Consider the following 25,137-nt stretch of genomic DNA (forward strand, 5'->3'; position numbering starts at 1 on the left):
AACTAAGCGGTTCAGAAAAATGATGGCAAAACGCCCCGGACTTACGTGATTCATCCACTTTCACAACACCACCGTCAAGTGCGTTGGAGCGGCTCACCTCATCATTCTTCGTTTTAACTTCAGGCGATGCAAAGCGCATAGACCATCGCATCAATATTGTCCAACAAAAGGACAAGACGCCTGAGACCTGCATTAACGCCCGTTCAATTTGCAAACATGCAGCGAACCAGTTACGGGAAGCAAGTGCAACTAAAACGCCATCACCCCACCCTCTCCACCTGATCCGAGACGTGGAAATTCGTTCAATAATTCAAGGGCCTATCACGATAAAAAATAATCCCTGATGCGTTATTCATATATAAATAAACTTGTATCCATTCTGAAACAATTCTGTTGCCAAGCGAGTAAGTGGGGACTATGTTCTTACGGCGCTCGATAGGGAGCTAATCAGTTTAAGGTGTGCATGGATGCAAAAGTCGAAAGCCGTCAGTGCTGTCCGTTGTTCTATTAAACCTGCTGCAACAGGCGCTCTTTGCGCACTTTCCTTCACGTTTGGCTGCTCTGCCTACGCCGACTACGTCGAACAAGGCAGGTTGGGCGATGCTGCCAGTTGGCGGTCTGCCGAGTTTCAGAGCGACTGGGGACTTGGCCGTATTCAGGCCGAACACGCGTACGCAGCAGGCATCACTGGCGCAGGCGTGAAAATCGGTGCGCTGGACTCCGGTTTCGATCCTTCCCACCCTGAAGCCAGTCCGTCGCGTTTTCATGCAGTGACCGCCAGCGGCACCTATGTCGATGGCTCGCCGTTCAGCGTTACCGGTGCCATCAACCCGAACAACGACACACACGGCACCCACGTGACCGGCACTATGGGCGCAGCCCGCGATGGCGTCGGCGTGCATGGCGTGGCTTACAACGCGCAGGTCTACGTCGGCAACACCAACAAGAACGACAGTTTTCTGTTCGGCCCGAGCCCGGACCCGCTTTATTTCCGAGCGGTGTATGGCGCGCTGGCCGATGCCGGTGTACGCGCTATCAACAACAGCTGGGGCAGCCAGCCCTCTGACGTGACCTACGCCACCTACGATGGCATGCGCGCCGCCTATGCCCAGCACTACAACCGCGGCACTTGGCTCGACGAAGCAGCCAACGTCTCGCGCAAGGGCGTGATCAATGTGTTCAGCGCAGGCAACAGCGGTTATGCCAATGCCAGCGTGCGGGCGTCGCTGCCGTATTTTCAACCTGATCTGGAAGGTCACTGGCTCGCCGTGTCGGGCCTGGACGACACCAACGGTCAACGTTACAACCAGTGCGGCATCTCCAAATACTGGTGCATCACCACACCCGGACGCCTGATCAACGGCACCGTGCCCGGCGGTGGTTACGGGATCAAGTCCGGTACGTCGATGTCTGCGCCGCACGCCACAGGTGCGCTCGCGCTGGTGATGGAACGCTTCCCCTACATGAACAACGAGCAGGCGCTGCAGGTGCTGTTGACCACGGCGACCCAACTGGACGGTTCGGTCACCCAGGCACCCAACGGCAACGTGGGCTGGGGCGTGGCTAATCTGGAGCGGGCCATGCGCGGGCCGGGTCAGTTGCTCGGCACCTTCGATGCAACGCTGGGCGCAGGCCAGACCGATACCTGGAGCAACAACATTTCCGATCAGGCGCTGATCCAGCGTCAGGCCGAAGACCGCACCGAGCAAGCCACATGGCAACAGACGCTGGTCAGTAAAGGCTGGCAGAACGGCGTGGCCAGCACGGCCAGTCAGCAGGACCAGACCGATTATGCGGTCGGCACCGCACGGGCGGCCGCCGCTGCACAGCGCCAGTACCAGGGCAGCCTGATCAAGTCCGGCGCGGGCCGGCTGATTCTCGACGGTGCCAACACGTATCGGGGTGACACGCTGGTCAATGACGGACTGCTGTCAGTCAACGGCTCGCTGACCTCTGCCGTGCAGGTCAATGCTGGCGGCACACTGGGGGGTAACGGTCAAATCGGCGAGCTGACGGCTCGCAACGGCGGCAGCGTTGCGCCGGGTAATTCCATCGGCACCTTGCAGGTCAACGGCGACGTGGTTTTCGAGCCGGGATCGACTTACGCGGTCGAGCTTTCGCCGACAGCCAGCGACCGTATCGTTGCCACCGACAGTGCGAATGTGTCAGGCGCCAACATGACGCTGGCGCTGGATGAAACGCCCATCGCTCTGAGCGCCACCTCCGGCCAAACGCTGGAAGGTCGTCAGTTCAATGTGTTGCAGGCTGCCAACGGCGTCAGCGGCCAGTTTGGCAGTGTGTCGTCCAGCTATGCGTTTCTGGGTGGCCGACTCGATTACGCCGCCACCGGCATCGCTCTGAATATCGAACGCACCGCCGCGTTCGACAGCGTTGCGCAGACGCCCAATCAGGCCGCCGTTGCCAAGGCTGCCGAGCAACTGGGCGCCGGAAACGCCGTTTACGAAAACCTGCTGCTCTCCCCCACTGCCGCGTCGGCACGCAACAGCTTCCAGCAGTTGTCCGGCGAGATTTACCCGGCGATCGCCACGGTGCTGATCAACGACAGTCGCCAGGTGCGTGACGCGGTTGGCGAGCGTCTGAACGCCAGCGTGTTCGGCACTGACGGCAACACCCCGGCGCAGGACAATGTATGGCTCAAGGCGCTGGGCGCCTGGGGCAAGACCGATTCAAGCGATGACACCGCTGGCTATACGACGTCTATTGGCGGCCTGCTGGCCGGTGTCGATGGAAACGTGGCCGACGACACTCGTCTGGGTCTGGTCGCAGGCTATAGCGACAGCTCGCTGAACATGGGTTCGGGCACACATTCACGTGCCTCGGTCGACAGCTACCATCTGGGCGCTTATGTCGGCCATGAAATCGGCGCGCTGCGTCTGACACTGGGCAGCGCTTACAGCTGGCACCGTATCGATGCCAAGCGTGATGTTCAGGTCGGCGGCGCGAGTGGCAGTGAGAAGACAAAACACGATGCAGAGACTGCGCAGGTGTTCACCGAAGCTGCGTATCGCGTCCGCTTGCAGCCAGTGACGATTGAACCCTTCGCCAACCTTGCCTACGTGCATCTGGCCACTGACGGCTTCACCGAAAAAGGCGACGCAGCAGCCTTGTCGGCAGGCCGCGATAAACGCGATGCCGTGCTGAGTACCCTCGGCGCACGCGCCTTGAAAACCATCTCCCTCACTGACCAGCAGAAACTCGAGCTGTCGGGCAGCCTCGGCTGGCAGCACAACCTGAGCGACACCGACTCGCAGCAACACCTGGCGTTCGCGTCCGGCGGCGCAAGCTTCGGTGTCGAAAGCTCACCGCTGGTGCGCGATGCTGCACTGGTCGGCGCCCACGCCAGTCTGGCGTTGAGCAAGGACGCCCGGGTGAGTCTGGATTACAGCGGCCAACTGGCCAGTCGCGAAAAAAACCACGGTGTCGGGCTGAGCCTCAACTGGCAGTTCTGATTCCGTAACGCCTCTCGCTTCAAAAAAGAACGACGCGCATGCACCTGCATGCGCGCGGGGTTTTGTGTGCGTCAACTAAGGACGGTAGTTTCATGAACGATGCGTTTATCACCCGACAGGCCTCTGTCACTTCTCTTCGTCAGTCCATCAGAGCGATCAACCGTGCCTCCTGCGGCGCACTGGCGGTCTACCTCGCGACCATGAGCGTTGCGCAGGCTGCGCCTTACGTCGAGGCCGGACAATCCGGCAATGCAGCCAGCTGGCGCAGTGCCGAATTCAACGCAGACTGGGGGCTGGGAGCCATCAATGCCGATCAGGCCTATGCGGCGGGCTATACCGGCAAGGACATCAAGCTGGGCATTTTCGACCAGCCGGTGTACGCCGCGCACCCGGAGTTCTCAGGCACCGGCAAGGTCATCAATCTGGTCACCAGCGGCATCCGCGAATACACCGACCCGTATATACCGGTGAAGGCTGGCGATGTGTTTCGCTACGACGGCGCACCGACTCTGGACTCCGGAGGCAAACTGGGTAACCACGGTACGCACGTCGGCGGGATTGCGGGCGGCAGCCGCGATGGCGGGCCCATGCATGGCGTAGCCTTCAACGCACAGATCATCAGCGCCGACAATGGCGACCCGGGTCCCGAAGACGGCATCGTGCTCGGCAACGACGGCGCGGTCTACCAGGCCGGCTGGAATGCGCTGGTCGCCAGCGGCGCTCGTGTAATCAACAACAGCTGGGGCATCGGCATCACTGACCGCTTCGACCAGGGCGGCAAGGATCCCGCGTTTCCGCATTTCACCGTGCAGGACGCACAGGTGCAGTTCGACCAGATCCGCCAGATCCTCGGCACACGTCCGGGCGGTGCTTATCAGGGCGCTATCGACGCCGCACGCAGCGGTGTGGTGACGATCTTCGCAGCGGGCAATGACTACAACCTGAACAACCCCGATGCCATGGCCGGGCTGGGCTACTTTGTGCCGGAGATCGCGCCTAACTGGTTGACGGTCGCAGCGCTGCAGGTGAACCCGAACGCCGCCGCTGCGGTGAGTACGCCCTATACGCTCAGCACCTTCTCGTCACGCTGCGGCTACACCGCCAGCTTCTGCGTCTCGGCACCGGGCACGCGCATTTTCAGTTCGGTGATCAACGGCAACAGCCTTGAAAACCTGACCACCGATTGGGCCAACAAGAACGGCACCTCCATGGCGGCCCCGCACGTGGCGGGCAGCATGGCCGTGTTGATGGAGCGCTTCCCTTACATGACCGGCGCACAGGTGGCCGACGTACTGAAAACCACCGCCACCGACCTCGGCGCGCCGGGCATCGACGCGCTGTACGGTTGGGGCATGATCAATCTGGGCAAGGCAGTCAATGGCCCGAGCATGCTGGTCACCGAGGCGGATATTCCGGCCGAATTCCGTATTGACGGCGCTTATGGCGACAGCCAGTTCGTCGTCGATCTTCCCGGCGTCGGTGCCGTGGTCGATGCAGGCAAACCCACCCAGCGCACCTGCAGCGGGCCGCAGTGCGGGCTGGATGTCTGGAGCAACGACATTTCCGGGCATGGCGGCCTGACCAAACAAGGTATCGGCACGCTGATGCTGACCGGCGCCAACACCTACAGCGGGCCAACGTTGGTCAATCAGGGTCGTCTGGCCATCAACGGCTCACTGGCATCGGCGGTGACCGTCAATGACAGCGGCGTACTGGGTGGCAATGGCAGCGTCGGCGCACTGACCGCAAATCGTGGCGCTACGGTCGCGCCGGGCAACTCGATCGGCACACTGCGAGTCGCGGGCGATCTGCTGCTGGCACCGGGCTCCGCCTACGCGGTGGAACTGTCCCCGGCTGGCAGCGACCGACTCGTGGTCGGCGGTCAGGCTACGGTCACCGGTGCAACCATGGCGCTGGCACTGGAAACCGACCCGTCACTGTTGAGCAGCAGTCAGACCAACAGCATCCTCAACCGGCCGTTCGATGTGCTGCAAGCAGCGGGAGGCGTTCAGGGTCAGTTTGGTTCGGTCCTGACCAACACTGCGTTTCTGAGCGGAAACCTGGCCTATACCGGCACTGGGATCACCCTGGCCGTCGAGCGTAACGGCAACAGCTTCGCCAGCGTTGCACAGACGTCCAATCAGCGCAGCGTTGCCTCGGCCATCGAGCAATTGAGCGCTGGTAACGCGGTGTATGAGAGTGTGGCGTTGAGCCCGGATACGGCCACGGCGCGTCGCGCGTTCACGCAGCTGTCGGGTGAAGTGCATCCGGCCATCGCGACCCAACTGATCAATGACAGTCGTCAGTTGCGCGATGCCGTGGGTGATCGTCTGCGGGTCGCGGGCCTTTACGACCAGCCGACACCGGGCAGCGATGACAACAATGTCTGGGTCAAGGCACTGGGTGCATGGGGCAAGAACAGCGGCAGCAGCGACGGCGCCAGCTCGACGTCATCGCTGGGCGGCTTGCTCGCAGGTGTCGATGGTCTGATCAGCGAGCACACGCGACTGGGCGCGATGGCCGGTTACAGCGATACGTCGTTGAGCCTGGGCGATGACACCCATTCGCGGGCATCGGCTGACAGCTACCATCTGGGTGCGTATATCGGGCACGAACAGGGTGCAATGCGTCTGACAGCGGGCGCGTCCCACAGCTGGCACCGGATCGACGTGAAGCGTGATCTGCAATTCGGTCCTTTCTCGGACCGTCAGAAGGTCAAGCGTGATGCGCAGTCCACTCAGGTCTTCACCGAAGCGGCGTATCGTCTGAACCTGCAACCGCTGGCCCTGGAGCCGTTCGCCAACCTGGCTTATGTGCACCTGGACAGCGACAGCTTCACCGAGAAAGGCGGTGCCACCGCGCTCAAGGGCGGTGACGATACGCGCGACACCGTACTGTCCACGCTGGGTGTACGCGCAGGCAACCGCTTCAACCTCAACGACACGCAGAAGCTGGACGTTTCGGCAACGCTGGGCTGGCAGCACAACCTGAGCGACACCTCGTCCGATCAACATCTGTCATTCGCCAGTGGCGTGAACACCTTCGCGGTGCAAAGCGTTTCGATGGACCGTGACGCTGCGGTCGTCGGTGCCCGCGCAAGTCTCGCACTGGGCAAGGATGCGCGGGTCAACCTGGACTACAACGGCCTGCTGGGTTCGCGTGACAAGACTCATGGCGTGGGCCTGTCGCTGGACTGGCAGTTCTGATTACTGAAACAACGCTACCTCCGTGGGAGGCGGCTTGCCGGCGATGAACGATGACGCGATTTTTCTGACAAACCGCGTCGACTGCATCGCCGGCAAGCCGCCTCCCACGGTCCGGTGTTTGCCACGCGATAGCGCTACGTCGGAGAGGTCGTGGCGCGTCCCACGACCCGCGATAACTCAGCCTATGCATCACACACTCTGAATTTTACCCGCTGCTCATTACCTCCCTCCTTTTTCCTCGAAACACCCGCATGCCCTGATTATTCGCCCACTCCAAGATGTGAAAATTCTGTTAAGTATTTGTCCGCGTAGGCTTTTTCCCACAGAAACAATCTGTCACACTAACGCGAATCGTTCTTATCAACATTATCATGCAGCCATGGAAGGCGTTCAGGGAGTGTCAGGTCATGTCGGGCCAGCAACTGCAAAGCCGTTTTCGTTTCACGCCATGCCTGTTGGCCATCGGCATCGGGATAGCAACCTCTCATGGCGTTTTCGCCGCAGAGCCTCAACCCGAACAAGCGACCGGCACGCTGGAACTCGGCGCCACCGAAATCAGCGATGACCGTCTGGGCACGACCACGGAAGGCTCCGGCTCCTACACCACCGGTGTCATGCAGACCGCTACCAAACTGCCCCTGAGCATGCGCGAAACCCCACAAGCGGTGACGGTCATCACCCGCCAGCGCATGGACGACCAGGCCATGACCAGCGTCAACGACGTGGTCAGAAATACGCCCGGTCTGTTCCTCAGCCAGGCCAGCGGACCGGGCCGACAGACCTACACGTCCCGCGGCTTCGATATCGACAACATCATGTACGACGGCATCCCCGCCTCGTACTCAGGCTTCACGGCGGGCGTACAGCCGAATCTGGCGATGTTCGACCGCGTCGAAGTGATTCGCGGCGCCACCGGTCTGATCACCGGCGCTGGCAATCCGTCGGCAGCCATCAACATGGTGCGCAAGCGTCCGACGGCAGAGCCACAGGTCACGCTCACCGGCAGTGCCGGAACCTGGGACAACTATCGCGGCGAGTTCGATGCGTCGAGCAAGCTGAACGACAGCGGCACCCTGCGTGGCCGCGTGGTCGGCTCCTATCAGGACGCCAACAGCTTTCGCGACAAGGAAGAGAGTGATCACGGTCTGTTTTACGGCGTGGTCGAGGCTGATCTGAGCGACGCCACGACCGCCACGCTGGGCTATTCGCGTCAGGAAGACGAGACCAACTTCTTCTGGGGCGGCCTGCCGCTGGGCACCGATGGCCACCACCTGGACCTGCCCCGCTCCACCTACCCCGGCTCCGACTGGGAAAAGAAGAAACTGCAGATCGATACGGTCTTTGCCGAACTGGAACATCGCTTCGACAACGACTGGAAACTGCATCTGGCCGGCACCGCCTCTTCACTGGACGCCCTGTTCTCAGGCACCTACCTGTCGCGCTACAACGGTCCGTTGGAAACCACGGCGTATCAGTCGCGCCCCGAAGAAAAACAGACCGCCTTCGATGCCTTCGCCAGCGGCCCCTTCCAGGCACTGGGCCGCACCCACGAACTGGTCGTTGGCGCCAGTCGGCGCGTCTATGACAAGGACAGCAAGGAATACAGCCCCTACGACACTGGCCTGCCGATTGCCGCACCGAAGCCGAACTTCGTACGTGACGGCAACCTGCACAGCGTCGCCACTCAGGAAGGCGTCTACCTCACCACACGTCTGAGTCTGGCCGATCCATTGACGATGATTCTCGGCGGACGCCTCGATTGGTACGACTACGATGATCGCACCGGCGATGGCGACTACAAGGTCACCAAAAACGTGACGCGGTATGGCGGCCTGATCTACAAACTGGACGACACCTATTCGGTGTATGCCAGCTACACCGACATCTTTCAGCCACAGAGCTATCAGGACTTGTCCGGCGCGCAGCTCAAGCCCGTCGTCGGCGAGAACTATGAAGTCGGCATCAAGGGCGAGTACTTCAACGGCGCCCTCAACGCCAGCCTGGCGGTTTTCCGCACCGACCAGACCAACCTCGGAACCCAGACCTCGACTCAGGCAGGCTGCCCGGTGCTCACCTGCTACGACGCGTCAGGCCTGGTGCGCAGCCAGGGTATCGACATGGAACTGCAAGGCGCACTGACCGAGAACTGGCAGGTGGGCGCTGGCTACACCTTCACCCGCGCCCATTACGTGAAGGACGCCGATCCGGCGAACAAGAACCAGCGCTTCGACACCGATACGCCTGAACACCTGTTCAAGGTGTCGACGATGTACCGCTTTCAGGGCCCGCTGGAAAAACTGCGCGTGGGTGGCAACGTCTACTGGCAGAGCCGCATGTACAACGACATCGCCCTTACCAACGGCAGCTATCGTCTGGAACAAGGCAGCTACGCCGTCGCCGACCTGATGGCCGGTTATCAGGTCAACAAGCATCTGGACCTGCAACTGAACGCCAACAACGTGTTCGACCGGGTCTACTACGCGGCGATTGGTACCAGTTCGGTGTGGGGTTCAACCGACACCTATGGCGATCCGCGCAACTTCACGTTGACGGCCAAATACACGTTCTGATTCACCCTGTTCCGGGCGGCCATGGATGGCCCATCACTGCTCGCGATAAGGCACCACCTCATCCGGCCCCAGATAGATCGGGACACGCCACCCCACATCACGCAGTGACCGCTGGACCTGATCTTCAACCCCCAGCAGCGACGCAAAGATCGCCATGCGCACGGCAATACCGTTGTCTGTCTGCTTGAAGATGGCCAGCCGTGAGTCGAGATTAAGGTCGGTGCTCAGATCATTGGCATCGGGGCGGGAGTCCCTCGGCAGCGGGTGCATGATCAGGGTATTGGCACCGCACACCGCGTTGGCCAGCGCCTGATTGACCTGAAAGTCAGCGCTGTAACCTTCCAGCGTTTCCTGTTCGGCGAAACGCTCTTTCTGAATGCGCGTTGCGTAAACCACGTCGGCCCCTTTCAAGCCGTTGGCCAGATCCTGGGTCTGCTCGACGCGATGCCCCTTATCCGTCAGGTACTGCACCAGATGCTCGGGCAGAGCCAACGCAGTGGGCGAGACCAGCGTGAAGGTCAGGTTGCGGTAGAGCGCCAGCAGCTTGCTCAACGAGTGTACGGTTCGCCCATATTTCAGGTCACCGACGAAGGCGATATGTGCGCCATCGACCAGTTTGTCGAGCCGTGAAAATTCGCGCTGGATGGTGTAGAGGTCCAGCAGTGCCTGACTCGGATGTTCGCCCGGACCATCGCCCGCGTTGACCACCGGAACGTGAGTGGCTTCGGCGAACTCGGCGACCGCGCCCAGTTCGGGATGGCGCACGACGATGATGTCGGCGTAGCCGCTGATGACGCGGCTGGTGTCGGCGACAGACTCGCCTTTGGCCATCGATGAAAAGGTGAATCCGGTGGTATCGCACACCGACCCGCCCAACCTGGCGAAGGCCGAGGCGAAGCTCAGTCGCGTGCGAGTGCTGGCCTCGAAAAACAGATTCGCCAGCACGGCCCCTTCAAGCACGCGAGTGGTTTTCTGGCGGCGGGCAACCGGCTGCATCATGTCGGCGATTCGCAGCAGTTCTTCCACCGACTCTCGGGTGTAGGTCTCGACCGAGAGCAGGTGCCGGGCAACTTCCTCGTTGCCGTGCGGCCGCGAGTCTGCATGCTGCGAGGCAACTGCACTGCCCTTCAGAATCTCCAGAACAAAGCGTTGCGCGATGTCTGGCATTTTGCGCATTTCGGCGGAATCGTCAGGCAGCAGCCAACTGTCCAGCGCACGGCGTGAGACACCAAGACGCTGGGCGAGCCCGTCGCGGGTGAAATTGAGACGGCGCATGGCGTCGCGAAGGAAGACTTGTTGGGACATGAGGAAGACCGAGTCAGGTATACACACTGCGTATGCTCAACTTCTTACCAACACAAATCAAGCGTACATACGGCATATAGTCGGAAGCGTTGAGTACGCTGGACGCGGAGCGTCCCGAGAGGCATTCCCACGCGGAGCGTGAGGAACGATCACCTCAAACTGATCGTGTCCACGCTCCGCGTCGGCGTTATACACAAGTCCTCCTGGAGGAATACGACGATGATCGTTCCTACGCTCTGCGTGAGGAACGATCACGTCAAACTGATTGGCGACGCAGATGGATCGGTGATCAGCGCAAGACTTCAGACAGGAGAGATCGGCAACTCACGTTTGTGGGCGGTCTTGCGGTAAGCCGCTTCGATGATCGCCGCAGCCGACGCCGATACGTCCTTGCCCAGCAAGTAGTTGTCGATGTCGTCGTAGGTGCAGCCGTAGGCCACTTCGTCCAGCTTGCCCGGGGCTAGGTCTTCAAGATCGGCTGTCGGGGCTTTGCTGACAAGGTGGGCCGGAGCACCCAGTGCGCCTGCGATCAGACGGACCTGTCCTTTGGTGAGGCCGCTCAGCGGTGCCAGGTCGCAGGCGCCGTCGCCGAACTTGGTGAAGAACCCCATCACGGCTTCAGCAGCGTGGTCAGTCCCGACCACCAGGCCGCCGACGAAGTTGGCAATCGCATACTGCGCCAGCATCCGGGTGCGGGCCTTGACGTTGCCCTTGGCGAAGTCGGTGAGCTCCGGGCTCGGCTCCAGACCTTCTATGGAGATTTCGCCCATCACGCTGTCGACCGCACCAGCGATGTTCACGCTGGTGATCAGGTCTGGCTGGATAAAGCTCAATGCCGCCTGAGCATCGTGTTCATCGGCCTGAGTCTTGTAAGGCAGCCGCACGGCGACGAACTTTACTGCGTGCCCAGCTGCTTTCAGCTCATTGACCGCCAGCTGACAAAGGCGTCCAGTGGTAGACGAGTCCACCCCACCACTGATGCCCAGCACCAGCGCTTTCGCACCGGACTCGAGCAGCACGCCTTTGATGAAGCCAATGCGTCGGGCGACTTCGGCGTTCACGCTGTCAGCGTCTTTGATGCCTCGATCAATGCCCAAGGCTGACTGGATCTCGGTTTGCAGATTGGTTTGCGTATTCATGATGTCCTCACTCCTTGACCTGAAAAACCTGCTTGAGGTACGACAGAAACTCCGGCGATTCGCACTGGCTCTTGCCCGGCGCATCGGAAATCTTCGCCACGGGCTGACCCTGGCAGTTGACCATTTTCATCACGATGCTCAGCGGCTTCACGCCTTCGACGCCGTTGGTGAGGTCGGTGCCGATGCCGAACGAAACGTTGATGCGCCCCCGGAAGTGACGCAGGATCCGCAGCGCCTTGTCGCCCAGATTCAGGCCGTCGCTGAAGATCAGCGTCTTGGTCTGCGGGTCGATGCGCAGTGATTCGTAGTGCGCGATCATGCGGTCGCCCCACACCAGCGGATCGCCCGAGTCGTGACGGCAGCCGTCGAACAGCTTGGCGTAGTACGAATCGAAATCGCGCAGGAAGGCGTCCTGATTGATGCAGTCGGCCAGGGTCAGCCCCGGATCACCGCGATACTCTTTGATCCAGCCATCGAGCGCCGCCTTCTGGCTATCGACCAGACGCGGCCCCAGTTGCTGGTGCGCCTGAAACCATTCGTGAGCCTGCGTGCCGACTGCACGGATATTGAATTCGCGGGCCAGTTGAATATTGCTGGTGCCGACGAACTCACCGGGAAAGTCGCGCATCATGGTGCGCACGACTTCTTCCTGAGCCAGGTAGGAAATCCTGCGACGCGTACCGAAGTCAGCCACCTTGAACGCCGCCAGCTCTTCTGTCGTGGCGTTGGCTTTCAACCAGTCGAATTTCTTGTAGAGACTTTCACGCACCTGCTCCAGAGACAGATCCGGGTAGACATGGCGGTTACGGATCTCGCTGACGATGGCCAGAATCTTGACCTCGAACGGCGATACGCCAACCCACGGACCGCGTGCACGGATTTCCAGCTGACCGTCTTTCTCGCCGACTTTTACGAAGCGCGGCTTGAGACGGAAGTCCTCCAGATAGTCGATGTAGTCGGTGCTGATGTAAGGAATGCCACGCAGATGACGCAGCATGTCCTGACTGCTTTCCAGCTCCTGAAGCTGATCGACTGCCTCGCGGATTTCGTTGATGTACGGCGTCAGATCGTCCTGAGAGCGAACCCGCAGCGCCCATTCGGTATCGGCGCTGGGATAGGCGTGATAGATCGCCTGCCCCATCGACAGCTTGTACATATCGTCGTCAGTCGGCGAACGAACAATCGGTTTGCTGAAGTCGTAAACACTTTCCATGTCTGTCTCCCAGGCCTCAGGCCAGTTCGGTCAATTCTTGCGGATTATTGGCAATCAGAATGCCGGCTTGCGCCATCTCGGACAGCGCCGCCAGCGAACCCTCTTCGCTGATGCCCCGGCAGGCAGGTACATAAAGCACCACGACAAATCCGGCTCTGGCCAATTGCAGGGCGGTGGTCTTGACGCAGAAGTCCAGCGCAAGGCCGCCAACGATCACGCGCTCGATGCCGTTGGCTTTCAGGTATTCGATAACGCCTGTAGACAGTTTTTCATCCAGATCATGCCAAACCGCTCCGTAAGGATGCAGATCCGGCTCTACGCCCTTCCAGACGAAGTAATCGTATTCGAGCGGTTGAGGCAACACATCCAGCAACTTGAAGCCTTCGGTGCCCGGTATGCAGTGACTCACCCAGGTCAGGTCGGCGTGCTTCAGCCCGGTTGGCTGGAGCATGCCTTCATGGGTTTCAACGATCCAGGGCGCATTCACCGCGTGGGCATCCTTGCTGCCCAGACGCAGGCGGGCAAGGGTCGCCATGAAGTTGAGCGCCTCACCAATCTGATCACCCCCGCTGACGGGCAGCTCGTCAGGGCACAACGGCGTGAAGCTTTTTTGGGCATCGACATCGAACGAAGCAGTCTTGATCTTGTTGGCATTCATGATGTGTTCCTCGTTTGCATGACCACAAAGTACACCTGATGTACTTTGCGGTCAACACTAATTTGAACCTGTTTTCAAATGAGCCTCACATATCTTTTCATGAAGGATGATCGTGTCCATGCCATGCAAAAAGCCGATTGATCATTAAGTACATCTAGTGTACTTTTTGACTCAAAGGAGAACGCCATGTTCGAGATCGCAGTCTATGGTGGAGCATTCAATCCACCCCACGCAGGCCATGCCAATGTCATGATTCACGCCTCCCGGCAGGCTAGGCTCACGATGGTGGTGCCGTCTTATCAGCATCCTTATGGCAAGGTCATGGTGGATTACGACCTTCGTCTTCAGTGGCTGCGCCTGATCACAGACAACGTCCGCAATCAATGCGGCGGTGAGCTGTCGGTCAGCGATATCGAACGCGAACTCTTCAGCCAGAGCCCGGGACCTGTCTACAGTTTCAACCTGCTGACCTGCCTTGCGAACACTACAGGCTGCGCGCCGAAAAGCATCGCACTGGTAGTCGGTCAGGACGTGGCTGACGCCCTGCCCGGCTTTTACCTGGGACCCGAGCTGCTTGAAACCTTCTCGGTGATCATCGCCCCCGAACAGATTGGCGTACGCAGCACTGCCTTACGCAAGCAACTGCTTGATGGGGCCCCACTCCCCACTCACTGGATTGCGCCGGGTCTTGATCCGGTAAACTACGATATTTACGCATCAGGTGCCGTTTGACATGAGCCAGACCGAACACGACACCCCGCCGAAAATGGACTATCTGCACACCATCGACCTCGTGGTCCTACGCTACTGTCGCAAGACCCTGGCGCTCGAAGTTTTGCTGCACAAACGCCCCAACGAACCTTTCGCGGAAAGCTGGGCGCTGCCAGGCCTGGTACTCAATGGCGAAGTGCGCGATGTGTCGATGGACGCCGGGGTGAAGCGCCTGATCGAGTCGGAAAAGATCGGCGTCAAGCTTGGCTATATCGAGCAGGTCGGCACCGTGGGCAATGCGTTTCGTGATCCCAGATGCTGGTCGTCTTCGACCTTCTACCTCGCCATTCTGGATCAGGAAGCCCATCTGAACGAGCGACAGAAATTCGTGCCGCTTCAGGCGCTGTTGAGCCGCGAAAGCCTGCTGCCCTTCGACCACAACGACCTCATCGACCAGACCGCTGAACGTTTGTATTCGAAGTCGCTCTACTCCAGCCTACCCCTGCTGTTTCTGGGGAGTGAATTCAGCGCGCCGGAAGCGACCGCGATCTACTCTGTGGCGCTGGGTCGACCGGTCCTCAAGTCGAGCATGCGCCAGCGGCTGATCAAGCTGACGGAAGAAGGCTACATAAAGGAAACCGGGCGCAAGAAGTCCGGCGAAGGCATCAAGGCCCAGGCCACGGTCGAGAACCTCAAGCCTGGCAGGATTTTCTACTTCGATCGCTCGTTTGCCTGAAAAGACATGATGAGCCAGCCAAGGACATGCACATGAGCGCACCCACGAAAGACCCCGTTGTCACCACCCTGTTGAGTACCCGGTTCTTCGACGTTATCGACGTCAATGACGGAACCCGGCCCGAAGGCCAGGGCTACAAGATCATCAAAGAGCCCAATCCCATCAACGGCGTAGTGGTTGTGCCCGTTCTGCCGGACGGCCGTGTGGTGCTCGCGTCGCTGATGCGTCGCGCCATCGGCCAGATGTCCATCGAGTTCCCGCGCGGCAAAATCGACGAGGGAGAAACGGCTGTCGAAGCCGCCATACGCGAGCTGCTTGAGGAGACCGGCATGGTGGCCCTGAAAACCACCGAGATCGGCAAGCTGCACAGCAACACTTCACTGCTGGCCAGCGCCGTGTCGGTGTGCATCGTCGAGGTGTCGGGCGACGTCAGCGAGGAAACCGACGGCGAGGTGGATAACATCATGATCAAGAGCCTCAAAGACGTTCAGCACATGATCCTCAGAGGCGAAATCACCGACGGCCACACGCTGTCAGCCTTGACCCTGCTGAGCTGCCACGCCGATACCTGATGATCATCCTTTCGCTGCATTTCCGGATCCCGCCCGAATGAAAGCACCTCAACGTCTGCGCCTTGTCCTCGGCGATCAGTTGTCTTTCGACCTGGCGTCGCTGCAGGATCTGAACGCAGAAAGCGACACGATTTTGCTGGTCGAAGTGATGGAAGAAGCCACCCATGTGCCGCATCACCCGCAAAAGATCATCCTGATCTTCAGCGCCATGCGCCACTTCGCAGACAGCCTGCGCGAACGCGGCTTTCAGGTGCAGTACGTCGCCCTTGATGATCCGGACAACACAGGCTCGGTGCCCGGCGAGCTGCGCCGTTGGCAGTCGCTGTTGCAGGCTGACGAAGTGCACGTCACCGAATGCGGCGACTGGCGTCTGGAGCAGTCGATCAGAGACACGGACCTGCCGATCCAGTGGCATGTCGATGGCCGCTTCCTGTGTTCGCGCACCGAATTCTCGGCTTGGGCGCAGGGCAAGAAACAGCTGCGCATGGAATTCTTCTACCGCGAAATGCGCCGCAAGAGCGGGCTGCTGCTCAATGGCGACGGTACACCGGTCGGCGGCGCCTGGAACTTCGACGCCGAAAACCGCAAGGCGCTGCCCAAAGGCGTCACCGCACCCTACCCCGCACGCTTTGCGCCAGACGCCACCACCCGGCAGGTCATGACGCTGGTGAAAGAGCGCTTCGCCAGCCACTACGGCGCTGTGGACACGTTCGATTACCCGGTCACCCACGCCGATGCCCAGGCGCTCTGGGCCTACTTTCTGGATTTCGGTCTCGCCGCCTTCGGTGACTATCAGGATGCAATGGCCAGCAACGAGCCCTTCCTGTTCCATGCCCGCATCAGCGCCGCACTGAACATCGGTCTACTGGATCTGCGTCAGGTGTGCAGCGATGTGGAAGCCGCTTACTGGTCGGGGCAGATTGCCCTGAATGCCGCCGAGGGCTTCATTCGTCAGTTGATCGGCTGGCGCGAGTATGTGCGCGGCGTGTACTGGCTGAGAATGCCGGAATACGCCACCGGCAACCGGTTCGGCAACACCCGGCCGCTTCCAGAGTTCTACTGGACCGGTGACACGAAGATGAACTGCATGCGTCAGGCCATCGGCCAAAGCCTGGAATACGCCTACGCGCACCACATTCAACGCCTTATGGTGACCGGCAACTTCGCCTTGCTCGCTGGCATCGCACCGACTGAAATCTGCGAATGGTATCTGGCGATCTACATGGACGCCTTCGACTGGGTCGAGCTGCCCAACACGCTGGGCATGGTCATGCACGCCGACGGCGGGTATCTGGGCTCCAAGCCCTACTGCGCCAGCGGCCAGTACATCAAGCGCATGTCCAATTACTGCCGCGACTGCCACTATAAAGTGAGCGAAAGTACCACCGAAGACGCCTGCCCGTTCAACGCGCTGTACTGGCATTTCCTGATGCGCCACGGCGACCTGCTGCGCAGCAATCAACGCCTGGGGATGGTGTACAAAAACCTCGACCGCATGAACGACGCCAAGCTGGACGCCCTTTGGGATCGAGGCCAGACGCTGCTCGCCAGACTGGACGCCGGGGAGTCGATTTGAAAAAGAGCGAGCTTCCAGTCAAGACTTGCGTCGTGTGCGGGCTGCCGTTCACCTGGCGGAAAAAATGGGCGCGCTGCTGGGATGAGGTGCGCTACTGCTCGGAGCGCTGTCGACGGCACAAAGCGAAACCTGCCTCGACCAACTGACGAAGATCAAATTGAACCGTCTGGTACAAAGTGGTTCAGAACCTCCATGACTGATCATTCATTCACAGGAGAAACCCCATGACCCAGACCGCTCTGGTTGTTGGCGCAAGTGGCATTGTCGGCAGCGCAATCACGCAATTGTTGCTGGAAAACAATTGGCAGGTTGCCGCCCTCTCCCGTAGCCCTTCTTCCGTGCCCGGCGTGATTCCGGTGGCTGCCGACCTTCAGGATCCGGCGTCGCTGAACGCAGCATTGAAAGACCTCAAACCAACTCACATATTCATCACCACCTGGTCGCGTCAGGCCACCGAAGCCGAGAACATCCGCGTCAACGCAGCCATGGTGCGTAACGTGCTGGACGCCTTCCGCCCGGCCAAAAGCGTGCAGCACGTGGCGCTGGTGACCGGCCTCAAACACTACCTCGGCCCGTTCGAAGCCTATGGCAAAGGCACGCTGCCCCAGACACCGTTCAGGGAAACCCAGCCGCGCCTCGATATCGAGAATTTCTATTACGCGCAGGAAGATGAGGTCTACGCCGCTGCCGAAAAAGACGGCTTCACCTGGAGTGTGCATCGTCCGCACACTGTGACCGGTGTGGCAGTCGGCAACGCGATGAACATGGCGACCACCCTCGCCGTCTACGCGACCATCTGCAAGGCCACAGGCCGTCCGTTCGTGTTCCCAGGCTCACGCGTCCAGTGGGACAGCCTCACCGACATGACCGACGCCCGCCAACTCGCTCAGCAACAGTTGTGGGCAGCGACAACACCTGAAGCAGCCAATCAGGCGTTCAACATCACCAACGGTGACGTGTTCCGCTGGAGCTGGATGTGGGGCCAGATCGCCGATTACTTCGGTCTGCAGGCAGCTGACTTCCCTGCGCAGCCCGCGCCGCTGGAAAAGCAGATGGCTGACGATCAGAAGGCCTGGACCGATATCGTCAGCAAACACCAGCTCAAGGAAGGCGATATCAATCGCCTGATCTCTCCGTGGCACACCGATGCCGACCTGGGTCGTCCGATTGAAGTCGTCACCGACATGTCGAAAAGCCGCAAACTGGGCTTCACGGCGTTCAAGGCGAGTGATGATGCGTTTTTCGAAGTGTTTGAAAAACTGCGTCGCGAGCGTTTGATTCCTTGAATCATCGCCCATAATCGGAGCCGGCCGGGATGACCCGGCCGGTCCCACGCATTGACAGGAAACCCTCATGAGAATGCTTGTAGCCGCCGCCTTTGCGACCCTGAGCCTGAGCGCCCTCGCAGCTCAACCCGCACCGACGCTGTCAGGTTGCAACCTTGTCGAGCAGCGTGCACTTGAAGGCAGGACAGGCGGCTCGATCACCGACAGAAATGAAGCACATATTTCGACACGAGCCAGCGTCTTGCAGGCGGACATCGGTAGCCTGTACAGAGCCGGACATCTGCCGCAAAAGCAGGCTGACAAGTTGTACAACCAGATTGAAAAAATCCGCTCCGACAGCGCAGGTTTTGTGAAGACCCAGGGCTTTCTCAGTGCCGGAGAGCGCGCCAGCTATGACCGCGAGCTGGATGCGATAGCGGGCAGTATCTGCAAAACTTGAACGCGACCTAACCTTTCGCTTCCTGCTTGCGCTTGCGAAACTCGGCCACCTTGTGACGATTGCCGCACAGCGCCATGCTGCACCAGCGTCGTTTGTGCGATTTGGTGCGGTCGTAAAACATGAGCGAACACTCATGACTTTCACACTTGCGCAGCAGCGATGAGTCCCCTTCAGCCAGCAATTGTGCGGCCCCGAAAGCGATCTCGGCTACAACACGATCCGTGGCATTCGGCTGACAGAAACGGTCCAGCTCAGGCGCCTTTGACGGCTCCCACACCAACTGCGGAACAGCCCTGAGCAGAAAGGCATTCAACCGTGACGGATCCGCAACGCTGTTCTCCAGACGCGCCTGAACGAGCTGTTCGATGCTCTCGCGCAGTTCTCGCAGCTCATCGAGCAAGCGCTCATCAAACGCATCACTTCCCAGACCAACCTGTTCAAGCCATTGAGTCGCCGACGCGTGACTGGTCAGCAGATCGCGGCGCTGCCCATCAACCATCATTCGGGTGTTGAGCAGATCAAGCGCGGGGTGGTCGGCGAGTATCAAAGGGGCCGGAAGCTGGGCGGTCGAGCTGGAGGGGGTCATTACAGTACTCCTGAAATTCTGGCGGCTATTGTAACCGATAAACTCTATTTGAATAGTTACCAAAGAACAGTTCATCCTGTCTTGGGTGGCCGTTCCAACACTTCAAAAAATGCCGCATGGCCAACAGGCACAAGCTGTCTCCAATCAAACACTTTGTCATTTACTGAAAATGCACGCCCGTCTGCTTCTGCCCAAAGGGCGTGGGAGCTCTCGGAGGTTACGACGGCAGCGATGGGCTGCGCAGCGGCCCCAGATTGCATCTGACACACCGCGCGTGCAGATTTTGCTGGCGGTTCCCGGCAGATCGCCGGCAAGCCGCCTCCCACAGACGGGTATTCGCTGCTGGAAAGCGGCGTGACGGATATCGCTTCATCCTTCGACATCAACCAACCGCTCTACCACAAGGCTGCCACCCATTTCCGGTGCCATTGATCCTTCAACACATTTCGACATGAAAACTCACTGAACTATCGCTTTGGCGGCACGATCCTTTCCTATGCGCAGTCAACGCGACCCCGGCGGCCGGTAAATTCGTGCCGTGACCTGGCCGGGCATCGCTGAACGATAAGGAGCCGCTATGACCGTTACCGCCCATCCCGCTTACCGAAGGACACCAGGCCCGCTTCACGCGATCCTGCTGGCCGGGACCGTGCCGTTGTTTCTCGGGGCGTTGTTGAGTGACATTGCCTACTACCAGACCTTTCAGATCCAGTGGGCCAATTTCGCCGCCTGGCTGATCGCCGGGGCGCTGGTGTTCTGTGGTTTTGCGCTGTTGTTTGCGCTGGTGAATCTAGTCCGCGCCGAGCACAAGGCCGGGCGTCCGGTGCTGTATTTCCTGCTATTGCTGATCACTTGGGTACTGGGGCTGGTCAACGCATTCGAGCACGCCAAGGACGCCTGGGCTGTCATGCCTTCGGGCCTGGTGCTTTCAGTCATCGTGACCCTGCTGGCTGTCGTGGCCGCCTGGATCGGACTGACCAACCTGCGTTCGGGAGATGAGCAATGAAACCTCAAATCGCACTGACAGCCTTGAGCATGGCGCTGCTTCTGAGCGCCTGTGGCGGTGAGCCGGACAGCACTCAGGCGCGCGGCCCGGACCCTAAACTGCCGGAACCGCAACGCGGTCTGCTGCCGAGCATGAAGATTGCCGAGCCCGTGGCCTGGGGCGACCAAAAGCCGACCGTACCTGAAGGATTCAAGATCACCGCCATCGCGACCGACTTGCGCATCCCGCGTCAGACGCTGGTCCTGCCCAACGGTGACATTATCGTGGCCGAAGGCCGCGGTGGCAGCGCTGCCAAGCTCAAGCCGAAGGATGTTATCGCCAGCGTGATCAAGGCCGAGGGCAACACCAAGGTCAAAGGCGGCAACCGCCTGACATTGCTGCGTGACGCTGACGGCGACGGTACTTACGAAACCAAGACCGTGTTCGCCGAAAACCTCAACGCGCCTTACGGCCTCGCGTTTGCCGATGGCAAATTGTATGTGGCCAATCAGGACGCGCTGGTGCGTTTCGATTATCAGGAAGGACAGACCCAGGCCAGCGGCGCGCCGACCAAAGTCACCGACCTGCCCTCGGCCATCAACCATCACTGGACCAAAGCGTTAACCGTCAGCCCGGATGGCCGCTTCCTGTACGTCGGCATCGGCTCCAACAGCAACGTCACCGAACGCGGCATGGAAGTCGAGATTGATCGTGCGATGGTGTGGCAGATCGATGCCGCGACTGGCGCGCACAAGCCTTACGCCACCGGCATTCGCAACCCGACAGCGCTGACCATTCAGCCTGAAACCGGGCAGTTGTGGGCCGTGGTCAATGAGCGTGACGAACTGGGTCCGGATCTGGTGCCCGATTATCTGAGTTCGGTGAAGGAAGGCGGTTTCTATGGCTGGCCTTACAGCTACTGGGGCCAGAATGTCGATACCCGCGCCCAGCCGCAAAATCCGGAGAAAGTCGCCGCCGCGATCAAACCGGACTACAGCCTTGGCTCGCACGTAGCCGCACTGGGCGTGGATTTCTCCATCCCGGAAATGGGCGACAAGTTTGCCAATGGCGTTTTTGTTGGCGAACACGGCAGCTGGAACCGCGACAATCCGGTCGGCTACAAAGTGATCTTCGTACCGTTCAGCAATGGCAAGCCTTCGGGCGAACCGCTGGACTTCGCAACGGGTTTCCGTGGCGACGATGGCAAGACCCGAGGCCGCCCGGTCGGTGTGACGGTCGACCCGAAAGGTGCGCTGATCATTGCGGACGACCTGGCCAACACCGTGTGGCGAGTGACGCGTAACCAGTAACCCTCAACGCTTCGGGCCGCTTGAGTTCAAGCGGCTCGAAGACTGTCACCGTTCACAATAACCTCCCCTCGCCTGTCACTAAGATCAATGCGGCTTGATGCCCGCAAGCATCGTCAACACCTCGCCAAACGAACCGTTCGCCTCGGCAAACCGCAGCCCCTTGGCCCGCTCGACAACCAGCTCGGATGGCGTTGGCTTGATCTTGAGCAGAGCGAATATCTCATCCAGAAACTCTTCCAGCGGCATCGCGCGTTCGTCATTTTCCTGACCGAGCAGCGACGTGCGCACGCCCGGTGGCGCCAGCTCGATGACTTCCACAGAAGAGTCCGCCAGTTGCACGCGTAGGCTTTGCGTGAACGAGTGAACCGCCGCCTTGGTTGCACTGTAGGTCGCGGTTGCTGGCAGCGGTACGAAGGCCAATGCCGAGCTGACGTTGATGATGGTGGCGTGAGGTTGCTTGAGCAGCCGGGGCGTCAGCGCATACACCATGCGAATCGTGCCGAGCAGGTTGGTGGTCACAATGTCTTCGGCCGTGCCGAGGTACGCAGGGTCGGTCAGGTCTTCCCAGTGCATGATGCCTGCGCTGTTGATCAGCACGTTGAGGTCCGGATGGCTGCTTGCGAGCACGTCGGTAGCCTGTTGAATCGACTCGGGACTGCTGACGTCCAGCACCACTGAATCAATGCCGGGATGTTGCGAGGTAATGTCGTCAAGAATCTCTTTGCGTCGCCCGGCAACGATGACCTTGTTGCCCGCCTTGTGCAGCCGAAGCGCCAGACCCAGGCCGATGCCTGACGTACTGCCTGTGACCAGAATCGTGTTACCTGTACCGTTCATAGTAAACTCCGTCATCGCCATAAGCGGACAAATGTCCGCTTGAGCAAACTACCGGACAGTTGTCCGCTTTGCAATACGAAGAAAGGGATTGTCCATGAGTGACGACACATCAATGCGTTCCGACGCCAGAAAAAACCGGGAACGCATTTTGAAGGTCGCCGTGGCCGAACTGACGCTCGACCCTGCGGTTGCACTGAGCGTGATCGCGAAAAAGGCAGGCGTCGGCCAAGGCACGTTCTATCGGCACTTCGCCAGCCGCGAGGACCTGGTGTTCGAGGTCTATCAGTTCGAGATGCAGCAAGTGGCAGCGCTGGCGGAACAGTATCTGGCCGACCGACCACCCGAGCAGGCCCTGCGCGACTGGATGAACAGCCTTGCCGAATACGCGATGACCAAGGCAGGGCTTGCCACCGCCATCCGCCAGGCTGCCGCCACGCGGGAGTTTCCAGGCAAGTCGGGGTACGCACCGGTGCAGAACGCCGCCCAGCTTCTGCTGAAAGCCAACGAAGCGGCCGGAACGATTCGCGCCGGAATCACGACCGATGACTTCTTCCTGGCGATTGCCGGCATCTGGCAGATCGACTCACAGCGAGACTCGCAGTGCGACTGGCGCCCGCGTCTGGCCAGGCTGATGGATTTCGTGATGATCGGACTGTGCGCGGGAAGCCCCCGCAGCCTCGGCGAGAAAGACGCCTGAGGCATTCATGAGCACTGCTCACAAGTGCATTCTGGATATGGGCATTATCAACCGCCGCTCTATCCCATAGCCTCATGTTCACAGCATGGGCGGCTTTTCCAACCCAACCAAGAAGGTGGCTGCAGCCAATACACGCGCAAAAAGGAGATGTTGATGAATCCTCGAACTCCATCCAGCGACGGGCTCAGGCTGTCGCGGCGACAGGTTCTGATCGGTACGGCAGGATCGGCCGTGACAGCAGCGTTGGCATCGACCGAGTTCGCGCAAGCGGCTCAAGACACCTCTGCAGGGTCAGCAGACGTGTCCGCCAGCAGCCATGTATCGTTCACGCTCAACGGCAGACGCTACAGCCTGGACGTCGACAATCGCGCCACGCTTCTGGATGTTCTGCGCGAGCGCCTGCACCTGACCGGCACCAAGAAAGGTTGTGACCACGGTCAATGCGGGGCCTGCACGGTGATCGTCGAGGGGCGCCGGATCAACGCCTGCCTGACGCTGACCGTCATGCATGAAGGCGACACCATTACCACCATCGAAGGCCTTGGCACCCCTGAACGTCTGCACCCGATGCAATCGGCGTTCGTTAAGCATGACGGCTACCAGTGCGGCTATTGCACGCCCGGCCAGATCTGCTCAGCCGTCGCCATGCTCGATGAAATCAAGGCGGGCATCCCGAGCCATGTCACCCAGGACCTGAGCGCCCCGCTGATCGCTTCCACTGCGGAGATGCGCGAGCGCATGAGCGGCAACATCTGCCGTTGCGGCGCCTACTCCAACATCATCGAGGCGATTGAGGAAGTCGCGGGAGCGTCGGCATGAAGTCATTCACCTACGAGCGCGCAACCTCGGCGGAACAGGCGGTCGCAGCGGCGGCCAGACAGCCCGGCGCGAAATTCATCGCAGGCGGCACCAACCTGCTGGACCTGATGAAACTGGAGATCGAAACACCGCAGCACCTGATCGACGTCAATGGGTTGGGCTTTGACACTATCACCAAAACCGCTGACGGCGGACTGAGGATCGGCGCGCTGGTGCGCAATACGGATCTGGCCGCAGCGCCCGAGGTCCGCCGTGACTATGGCGTGCTCTCACGATCACTGCTGGCAGGCGCTTCCGGGCAATTGCGCAACAAGGCGACCACTGCAGGCAACCTGCTGCAACGCACACGCTGCGCCTACTTCTACGACACGAACCAGCCGTGCAACAAACGTCGCCCCGGCGCCGGTTGTGCGGCACTGGGCGGGGTCAGTCGCCAGCAGGCAATCATTGGCGTCAGTACCTCCTGCATCGCCAGCCATCCGAGCGACATGGCGGTCGGCATGCGTGTACTGGGCGCGACAGTAGAAACCCTCGGCGCTGATGGCCAGGTTCGCAGCTTTCCGGTCGAGGCACTGTACAAGGCCCCGGGCGACACGCCTCATCTGGAAAACACCCTGATGCCGGGAGAACTGATCACCGCCGTCACGCTGCCAAAACCGGTGGGTGGCAGGCACATTTACTACAAGGTACGTGACAGAGCGTCCTACGCATTTGCGCTGATTTCCGTGGCGGCGATTGTGCAGCCGGACAAGACCGGTCAGATCGCGCTGGGTGGCGTGGCCTACACGCCCTGGCGCAGTGAAGAGGCCGACGCACTCCTGCCCCAGGGCGCACGCGCCGTGGCAGCCCGGTTGCTGGCCAACGCACAGCCGACGCCGCAAAACGCATTCAAGGTAAAACTGGCGGAACGCACGATCGGCCTGGCACTGACACAAGCCTCTGCGTAAGCCAACCCGTTCTTCAGCCAGCAACGTCAGCCCGCATGAGCGGCTGGACGTCAGTCCGTTTGATCAGGAAGCCGG

General features: G+C 60.2%; 21 protein-coding genes. 15 read left to right on the top strand and 6 right to left on the bottom strand.

Annotation, left to right across the window (positions count from 1 at the left end):
* Positions 1 to 467 precede the first annotated feature (467 nt).
* The 3 genes from eprS (at position 468) to QRN20_RS02405 (ending at position 9,246) form a co-directional block, all read left to right on the top strand.
* Complete coding sequence (gene eprS, locus QRN20_RS02395; protein ID WP_285359974.1) at positions 468 to 3,470, top strand: autotransporter serine peptidase EprS; 3,003 nt, start codon at positions 468 to 470, stop codon at positions 3,468 to 3,470.
* 92 nt (positions 3,471 to 3,562) lie between these two features.
* The gene (locus QRN20_RS02400; RefSeq protein WP_285359975.1) at positions 3,563 to 6,676 is read left to right on the top strand and encodes an autotransporter domain-containing protein; all 3,114 of its coding nucleotides are present in this window, start codon (positions 3,563 to 3,565) and stop codon (positions 6,674 to 6,676) included.
* 407 nt (positions 6,677 to 7,083) lie between these two features.
* Positions 7,084 to 9,246, top strand: coding sequence for a TonB-dependent siderophore receptor (locus QRN20_RS02405; protein WP_285359976.1), 2,163 nt, complete (start codon positions 7,084 to 7,086; stop codon positions 9,244 to 9,246).
* Positions 9,247 to 9,279: 33 nt separating this feature from the next.
* Here the strand turns inward: QRN20_RS02405 and QRN20_RS02410 are convergent, their stop codons facing one another.
* The 4 genes from QRN20_RS02410 to QRN20_RS02425 form a co-directional block, all read right to left on the bottom strand.
* Positions 9,280 to 10,551: an aspartate carbamoyltransferase gene (locus tag QRN20_RS02410; protein WP_096768093.1), complete on the bottom strand. Its 1,272-nt coding sequence runs from the start codon at positions 10,549 to 10,551 to the stop codon at positions 9,280 to 9,282.
* A 302-nt stretch (positions 10,552 to 10,853) separates the two neighbouring features.
* Entirely contained in the window at positions 10,854 to 11,690 is an 837-nt protein-coding gene (nadE, locus tag QRN20_RS02415; RefSeq protein WP_285359977.1) for an NAD(+) synthase, read from the bottom strand.
* Positions 11,691 to 11,697: 7 nt separating this feature from the next.
* A complete protein-coding gene (gene pncB / locus QRN20_RS02420) occupies positions 11,698 to 12,903 on the bottom strand; it encodes a nicotinate phosphoribosyltransferase (RefSeq protein WP_004882887.1) in 1,206 nt (401 codons plus the stop codon).
* A gap of 16 nt (positions 12,904 to 12,919) precedes the next feature.
* The gene (locus QRN20_RS02425) at positions 12,920 to 13,561 is read right to left on the bottom strand and encodes a nicotinamidase (protein ID WP_029242511.1); all 642 of its coding nucleotides are present in this window, start codon (positions 13,559 to 13,561) and stop codon (positions 12,920 to 12,922) included.
* A gap of 186 nt (positions 13,562 to 13,747) precedes the next feature.
* On the opposite strand from QRN20_RS02425, the gene QRN20_RS02430 reads away from it, so the two are divergent.
* The 7 genes from QRN20_RS02430 (at position 13,748) to QRN20_RS02460 (ending at position 18,881) form a co-directional block, all read left to right on the top strand.
* Positions 13,748 to 14,293, top strand: a complete 546-nt coding sequence (locus QRN20_RS02430) for an adenylyltransferase/cytidyltransferase family protein (protein WP_088235669.1) — start codon at positions 13,748 to 13,750, stop codon at positions 14,291 to 14,293.
* Position 14,294: 1 nt separating this feature from the next.
* Entirely contained in the window at positions 14,295 to 15,008 is a 714-nt protein-coding gene (locus QRN20_RS02435; protein WP_088235670.1) for an NUDIX hydrolase, read from the top strand.
* Positions 15,009 to 15,040: 32 nt separating this feature from the next.
* On the top strand, positions 15,041 to 15,580 hold the full coding sequence (locus QRN20_RS02440) for an NUDIX hydrolase (RefSeq protein ID WP_122500806.1): 540 nt from the start codon (positions 15,041 to 15,043) through the stop codon (positions 15,578 to 15,580).
* A 37-nt stretch (positions 15,581 to 15,617) separates the two neighbouring features.
* Positions 15,618 to 17,156 carry a cryptochrome/photolyase family protein gene (locus tag QRN20_RS02445; RefSeq protein WP_285359978.1) on the top strand — a complete coding sequence of 513 codons (1,539 nt, stop codon included), beginning with the start codon at positions 15,618 to 15,620 and terminating at the stop codon, positions 17,154 to 17,156.
* Positions 17,153 to 17,302 (top strand): DUF2256 domain-containing protein, encoded by a 150-nt coding sequence (locus tag QRN20_RS02450; RefSeq protein ID WP_004882896.1) that lies wholly within the window; start codon positions 17,153 to 17,155, stop codon positions 17,300 to 17,302. The genes QRN20_RS02445 and QRN20_RS02450 overlap by 4 nt, the downstream gene beginning before the upstream one ends.
* Before the next feature lie 78 nt (positions 17,303 to 17,380).
* The gene (locus QRN20_RS02455; protein ID WP_285359979.1) at positions 17,381 to 18,442 is read left to right on the top strand and encodes an SDR family oxidoreductase; all 1,062 of its coding nucleotides are present in this window, start codon (positions 17,381 to 17,383) and stop codon (positions 18,440 to 18,442) included.
* A 67-nt stretch (positions 18,443 to 18,509) separates the two neighbouring features.
* Positions 18,510 to 18,881, top strand: a complete 372-nt coding sequence (locus QRN20_RS02460) for a hypothetical protein (protein WP_029242517.1) — start codon at positions 18,510 to 18,512, stop codon at positions 18,879 to 18,881.
* A 7-nt stretch (positions 18,882 to 18,888) separates the two neighbouring features.
* On the opposite strand, the gene QRN20_RS02465 is transcribed toward QRN20_RS02460, so the two are convergent.
* On the bottom strand, positions 18,889 to 19,467 hold the full coding sequence (locus QRN20_RS02465) for a CGNR zinc finger domain-containing protein (RefSeq protein ID WP_029242518.1): 579 nt from the start codon (positions 19,465 to 19,467) through the stop codon (positions 18,889 to 18,891).
* A 577-nt stretch (positions 19,468 to 20,044) separates the two neighbouring features.
* On the opposite strand from QRN20_RS02465, the gene QRN20_RS02470 reads away from it, so the two are divergent.
* Positions 20,045 to 20,473 (top strand): DUF2231 domain-containing protein, encoded by a 429-nt coding sequence (locus QRN20_RS02470; RefSeq protein WP_029242519.1) that lies wholly within the window; start codon positions 20,045 to 20,047, stop codon positions 20,471 to 20,473.
* The gene (locus QRN20_RS02475; protein ID WP_057410029.1) at positions 20,470 to 21,762 is read left to right on the top strand and encodes a PQQ-dependent sugar dehydrogenase; all 1,293 of its coding nucleotides are present in this window, start codon (positions 20,470 to 20,472) and stop codon (positions 21,760 to 21,762) included. Before QRN20_RS02470 ends, QRN20_RS02475 begins: the two co-directional genes overlap by 4 nt.
* Before the next feature lie 84 nt (positions 21,763 to 21,846).
* Here QRN20_RS02475 and QRN20_RS02480 read toward each other — a convergent pair whose 3' ends face one another.
* Positions 21,847 to 22,599: an SDR family oxidoreductase gene (locus tag QRN20_RS02480; RefSeq protein WP_285359980.1), complete on the bottom strand. Its 753-nt coding sequence runs from the start codon at positions 22,597 to 22,599 to the stop codon at positions 21,847 to 21,849.
* Between the two features lie 94 nt (positions 22,600 to 22,693).
* Between QRN20_RS02480 and QRN20_RS02485 the strand changes: the two genes are divergently transcribed.
* The 3 genes from QRN20_RS02485 to QRN20_RS02495 all read left to right on the top strand — a co-directional run bounded on the left by QRN20_RS02485 (position 22,694) and on the right by QRN20_RS02495 (position 25,062).
* Positions 22,694 to 23,296: a TetR/AcrR family transcriptional regulator gene (locus QRN20_RS02485; RefSeq protein ID WP_285359981.1), complete on the top strand. Its 603-nt coding sequence runs from the start codon at positions 22,694 to 22,696 to the stop codon at positions 23,294 to 23,296.
* Between the two features lie 153 nt (positions 23,297 to 23,449).
* On the top strand, positions 23,450 to 24,115 hold the full coding sequence (paoA, locus tag QRN20_RS02490) for an aldehyde dehydrogenase iron-sulfur subunit PaoA (protein ID WP_285359982.1): 666 nt from the start codon (positions 23,450 to 23,452) through the stop codon (positions 24,113 to 24,115).
* Entirely contained in the window at positions 24,112 to 25,062 is a 951-nt protein-coding gene (locus QRN20_RS02495) for an FAD binding domain-containing protein (RefSeq protein WP_029242523.1), read from the top strand. The genes paoA and QRN20_RS02495 overlap by 4 nt, the downstream gene beginning before the upstream one ends.
* Positions 25,063 to 25,137: the final 75 nt, after the last annotated feature.

This window comes from Pseudomonas sp. fls2-241-TYG-175, assembly GCF_030209155.1.
GTDB lineage: Bacteria > Pseudomonadota > Gammaproteobacteria > Pseudomonadales > Pseudomonadaceae > Aquipseudomonas > Aquipseudomonas viridiflava.

What these genes read in the sequence shown, in the direction of transcription:
- eprS (WP_285359974.1), top strand. Translation starts at nt 468, where the DNA reads ATGCAAAAGTCGAAAGCCGTCAGTGCTGTCCGTTGTTCTATTAAACCT.
- QRN20_RS02400 (WP_285359975.1), top strand. Translation starts at nt 3,563, where the DNA reads ATGAACGATGCGTTTATCACCCGACAGGCCTCTGTCACTTCTCTTCGT.
- QRN20_RS02405 (WP_285359976.1), top strand. Translation starts at nt 7,084, where the DNA reads ATGTCGGGCCAGCAACTGCAAAGCCGTTTTCGTTTCACGCCATGCCTG.
- QRN20_RS02410 (WP_096768093.1), bottom strand. Translation starts at nt 10,551, where the DNA reads ATGTCCCAACAAGTCTTCCTTCGCGACGCCATGCGCCGTCTCAATTTC.
- nadE (WP_285359977.1), bottom strand. Translation starts at nt 11,690, where the DNA reads ATGAATACGCAAACCAATCTGCAAACCGAGATCCAGTCAGCCTTGGGC.
- pncB (WP_004882887.1), bottom strand. Translation starts at nt 12,903, where the DNA reads ATGGAAAGTGTTTACGACTTCAGCAAACCGATTGTTCGTTCGCCGACT.
- QRN20_RS02425 (WP_029242511.1), bottom strand. Translation starts at nt 13,561, where the DNA reads ATGAATGCCAACAAGATCAAGACTGCTTCGTTCGATGTCGATGCCCAA.
- QRN20_RS02430 (WP_088235669.1), top strand. Translation starts at nt 13,748, where the DNA reads ATGTTCGAGATCGCAGTCTATGGTGGAGCATTCAATCCACCCCACGCA.
- QRN20_RS02435 (WP_088235670.1), top strand. Translation starts at nt 14,295, where the DNA reads ATGAGCCAGACCGAACACGACACCCCGCCGAAAATGGACTATCTGCAC.
- QRN20_RS02440 (WP_122500806.1), top strand. Translation starts at nt 15,041, where the DNA reads ATGAGCGCACCCACGAAAGACCCCGTTGTCACCACCCTGTTGAGTACC.
- QRN20_RS02445 (WP_285359978.1), top strand. Translation starts at nt 15,618, where the DNA reads ATGAAAGCACCTCAACGTCTGCGCCTTGTCCTCGGCGATCAGTTGTCT.
- QRN20_RS02455 (WP_285359979.1), top strand. Translation starts at nt 17,381, where the DNA reads ATGACCCAGACCGCTCTGGTTGTTGGCGCAAGTGGCATTGTCGGCAGC.
- QRN20_RS02460 (WP_029242517.1), top strand. Translation starts at nt 18,510, where the DNA reads ATGAGAATGCTTGTAGCCGCCGCCTTTGCGACCCTGAGCCTGAGCGCC.
- QRN20_RS02465 (WP_029242518.1), bottom strand. Translation starts at nt 19,467, where the DNA reads ATGACCCCCTCCAGCTCGACCGCCCAGCTTCCGGCCCCTTTGATACTC.
- QRN20_RS02470 (WP_029242519.1), top strand. Translation starts at nt 20,045, where the DNA reads ATGACCGTTACCGCCCATCCCGCTTACCGAAGGACACCAGGCCCGCTT.
- QRN20_RS02475 (WP_057410029.1), top strand. Translation starts at nt 20,470, where the DNA reads ATGAAACCTCAAATCGCACTGACAGCCTTGAGCATGGCGCTGCTTCTG.
- QRN20_RS02480 (WP_285359980.1), bottom strand. Translation starts at nt 22,599, where the DNA reads ATGAACGGTACAGGTAACACGATTCTGGTCACAGGCAGTACGTCAGGC.
- QRN20_RS02485 (WP_285359981.1), top strand. Translation starts at nt 22,694, where the DNA reads ATGAGTGACGACACATCAATGCGTTCCGACGCCAGAAAAAACCGGGAA.
- paoA (WP_285359982.1), top strand. Translation starts at nt 23,450, where the DNA reads ATGAATCCTCGAACTCCATCCAGCGACGGGCTCAGGCTGTCGCGGCGA.
- QRN20_RS02495 (WP_029242523.1), top strand. Translation starts at nt 24,112, where the DNA reads ATGAAGTCATTCACCTACGAGCGCGCAACCTCGGCGGAACAGGCGGTC.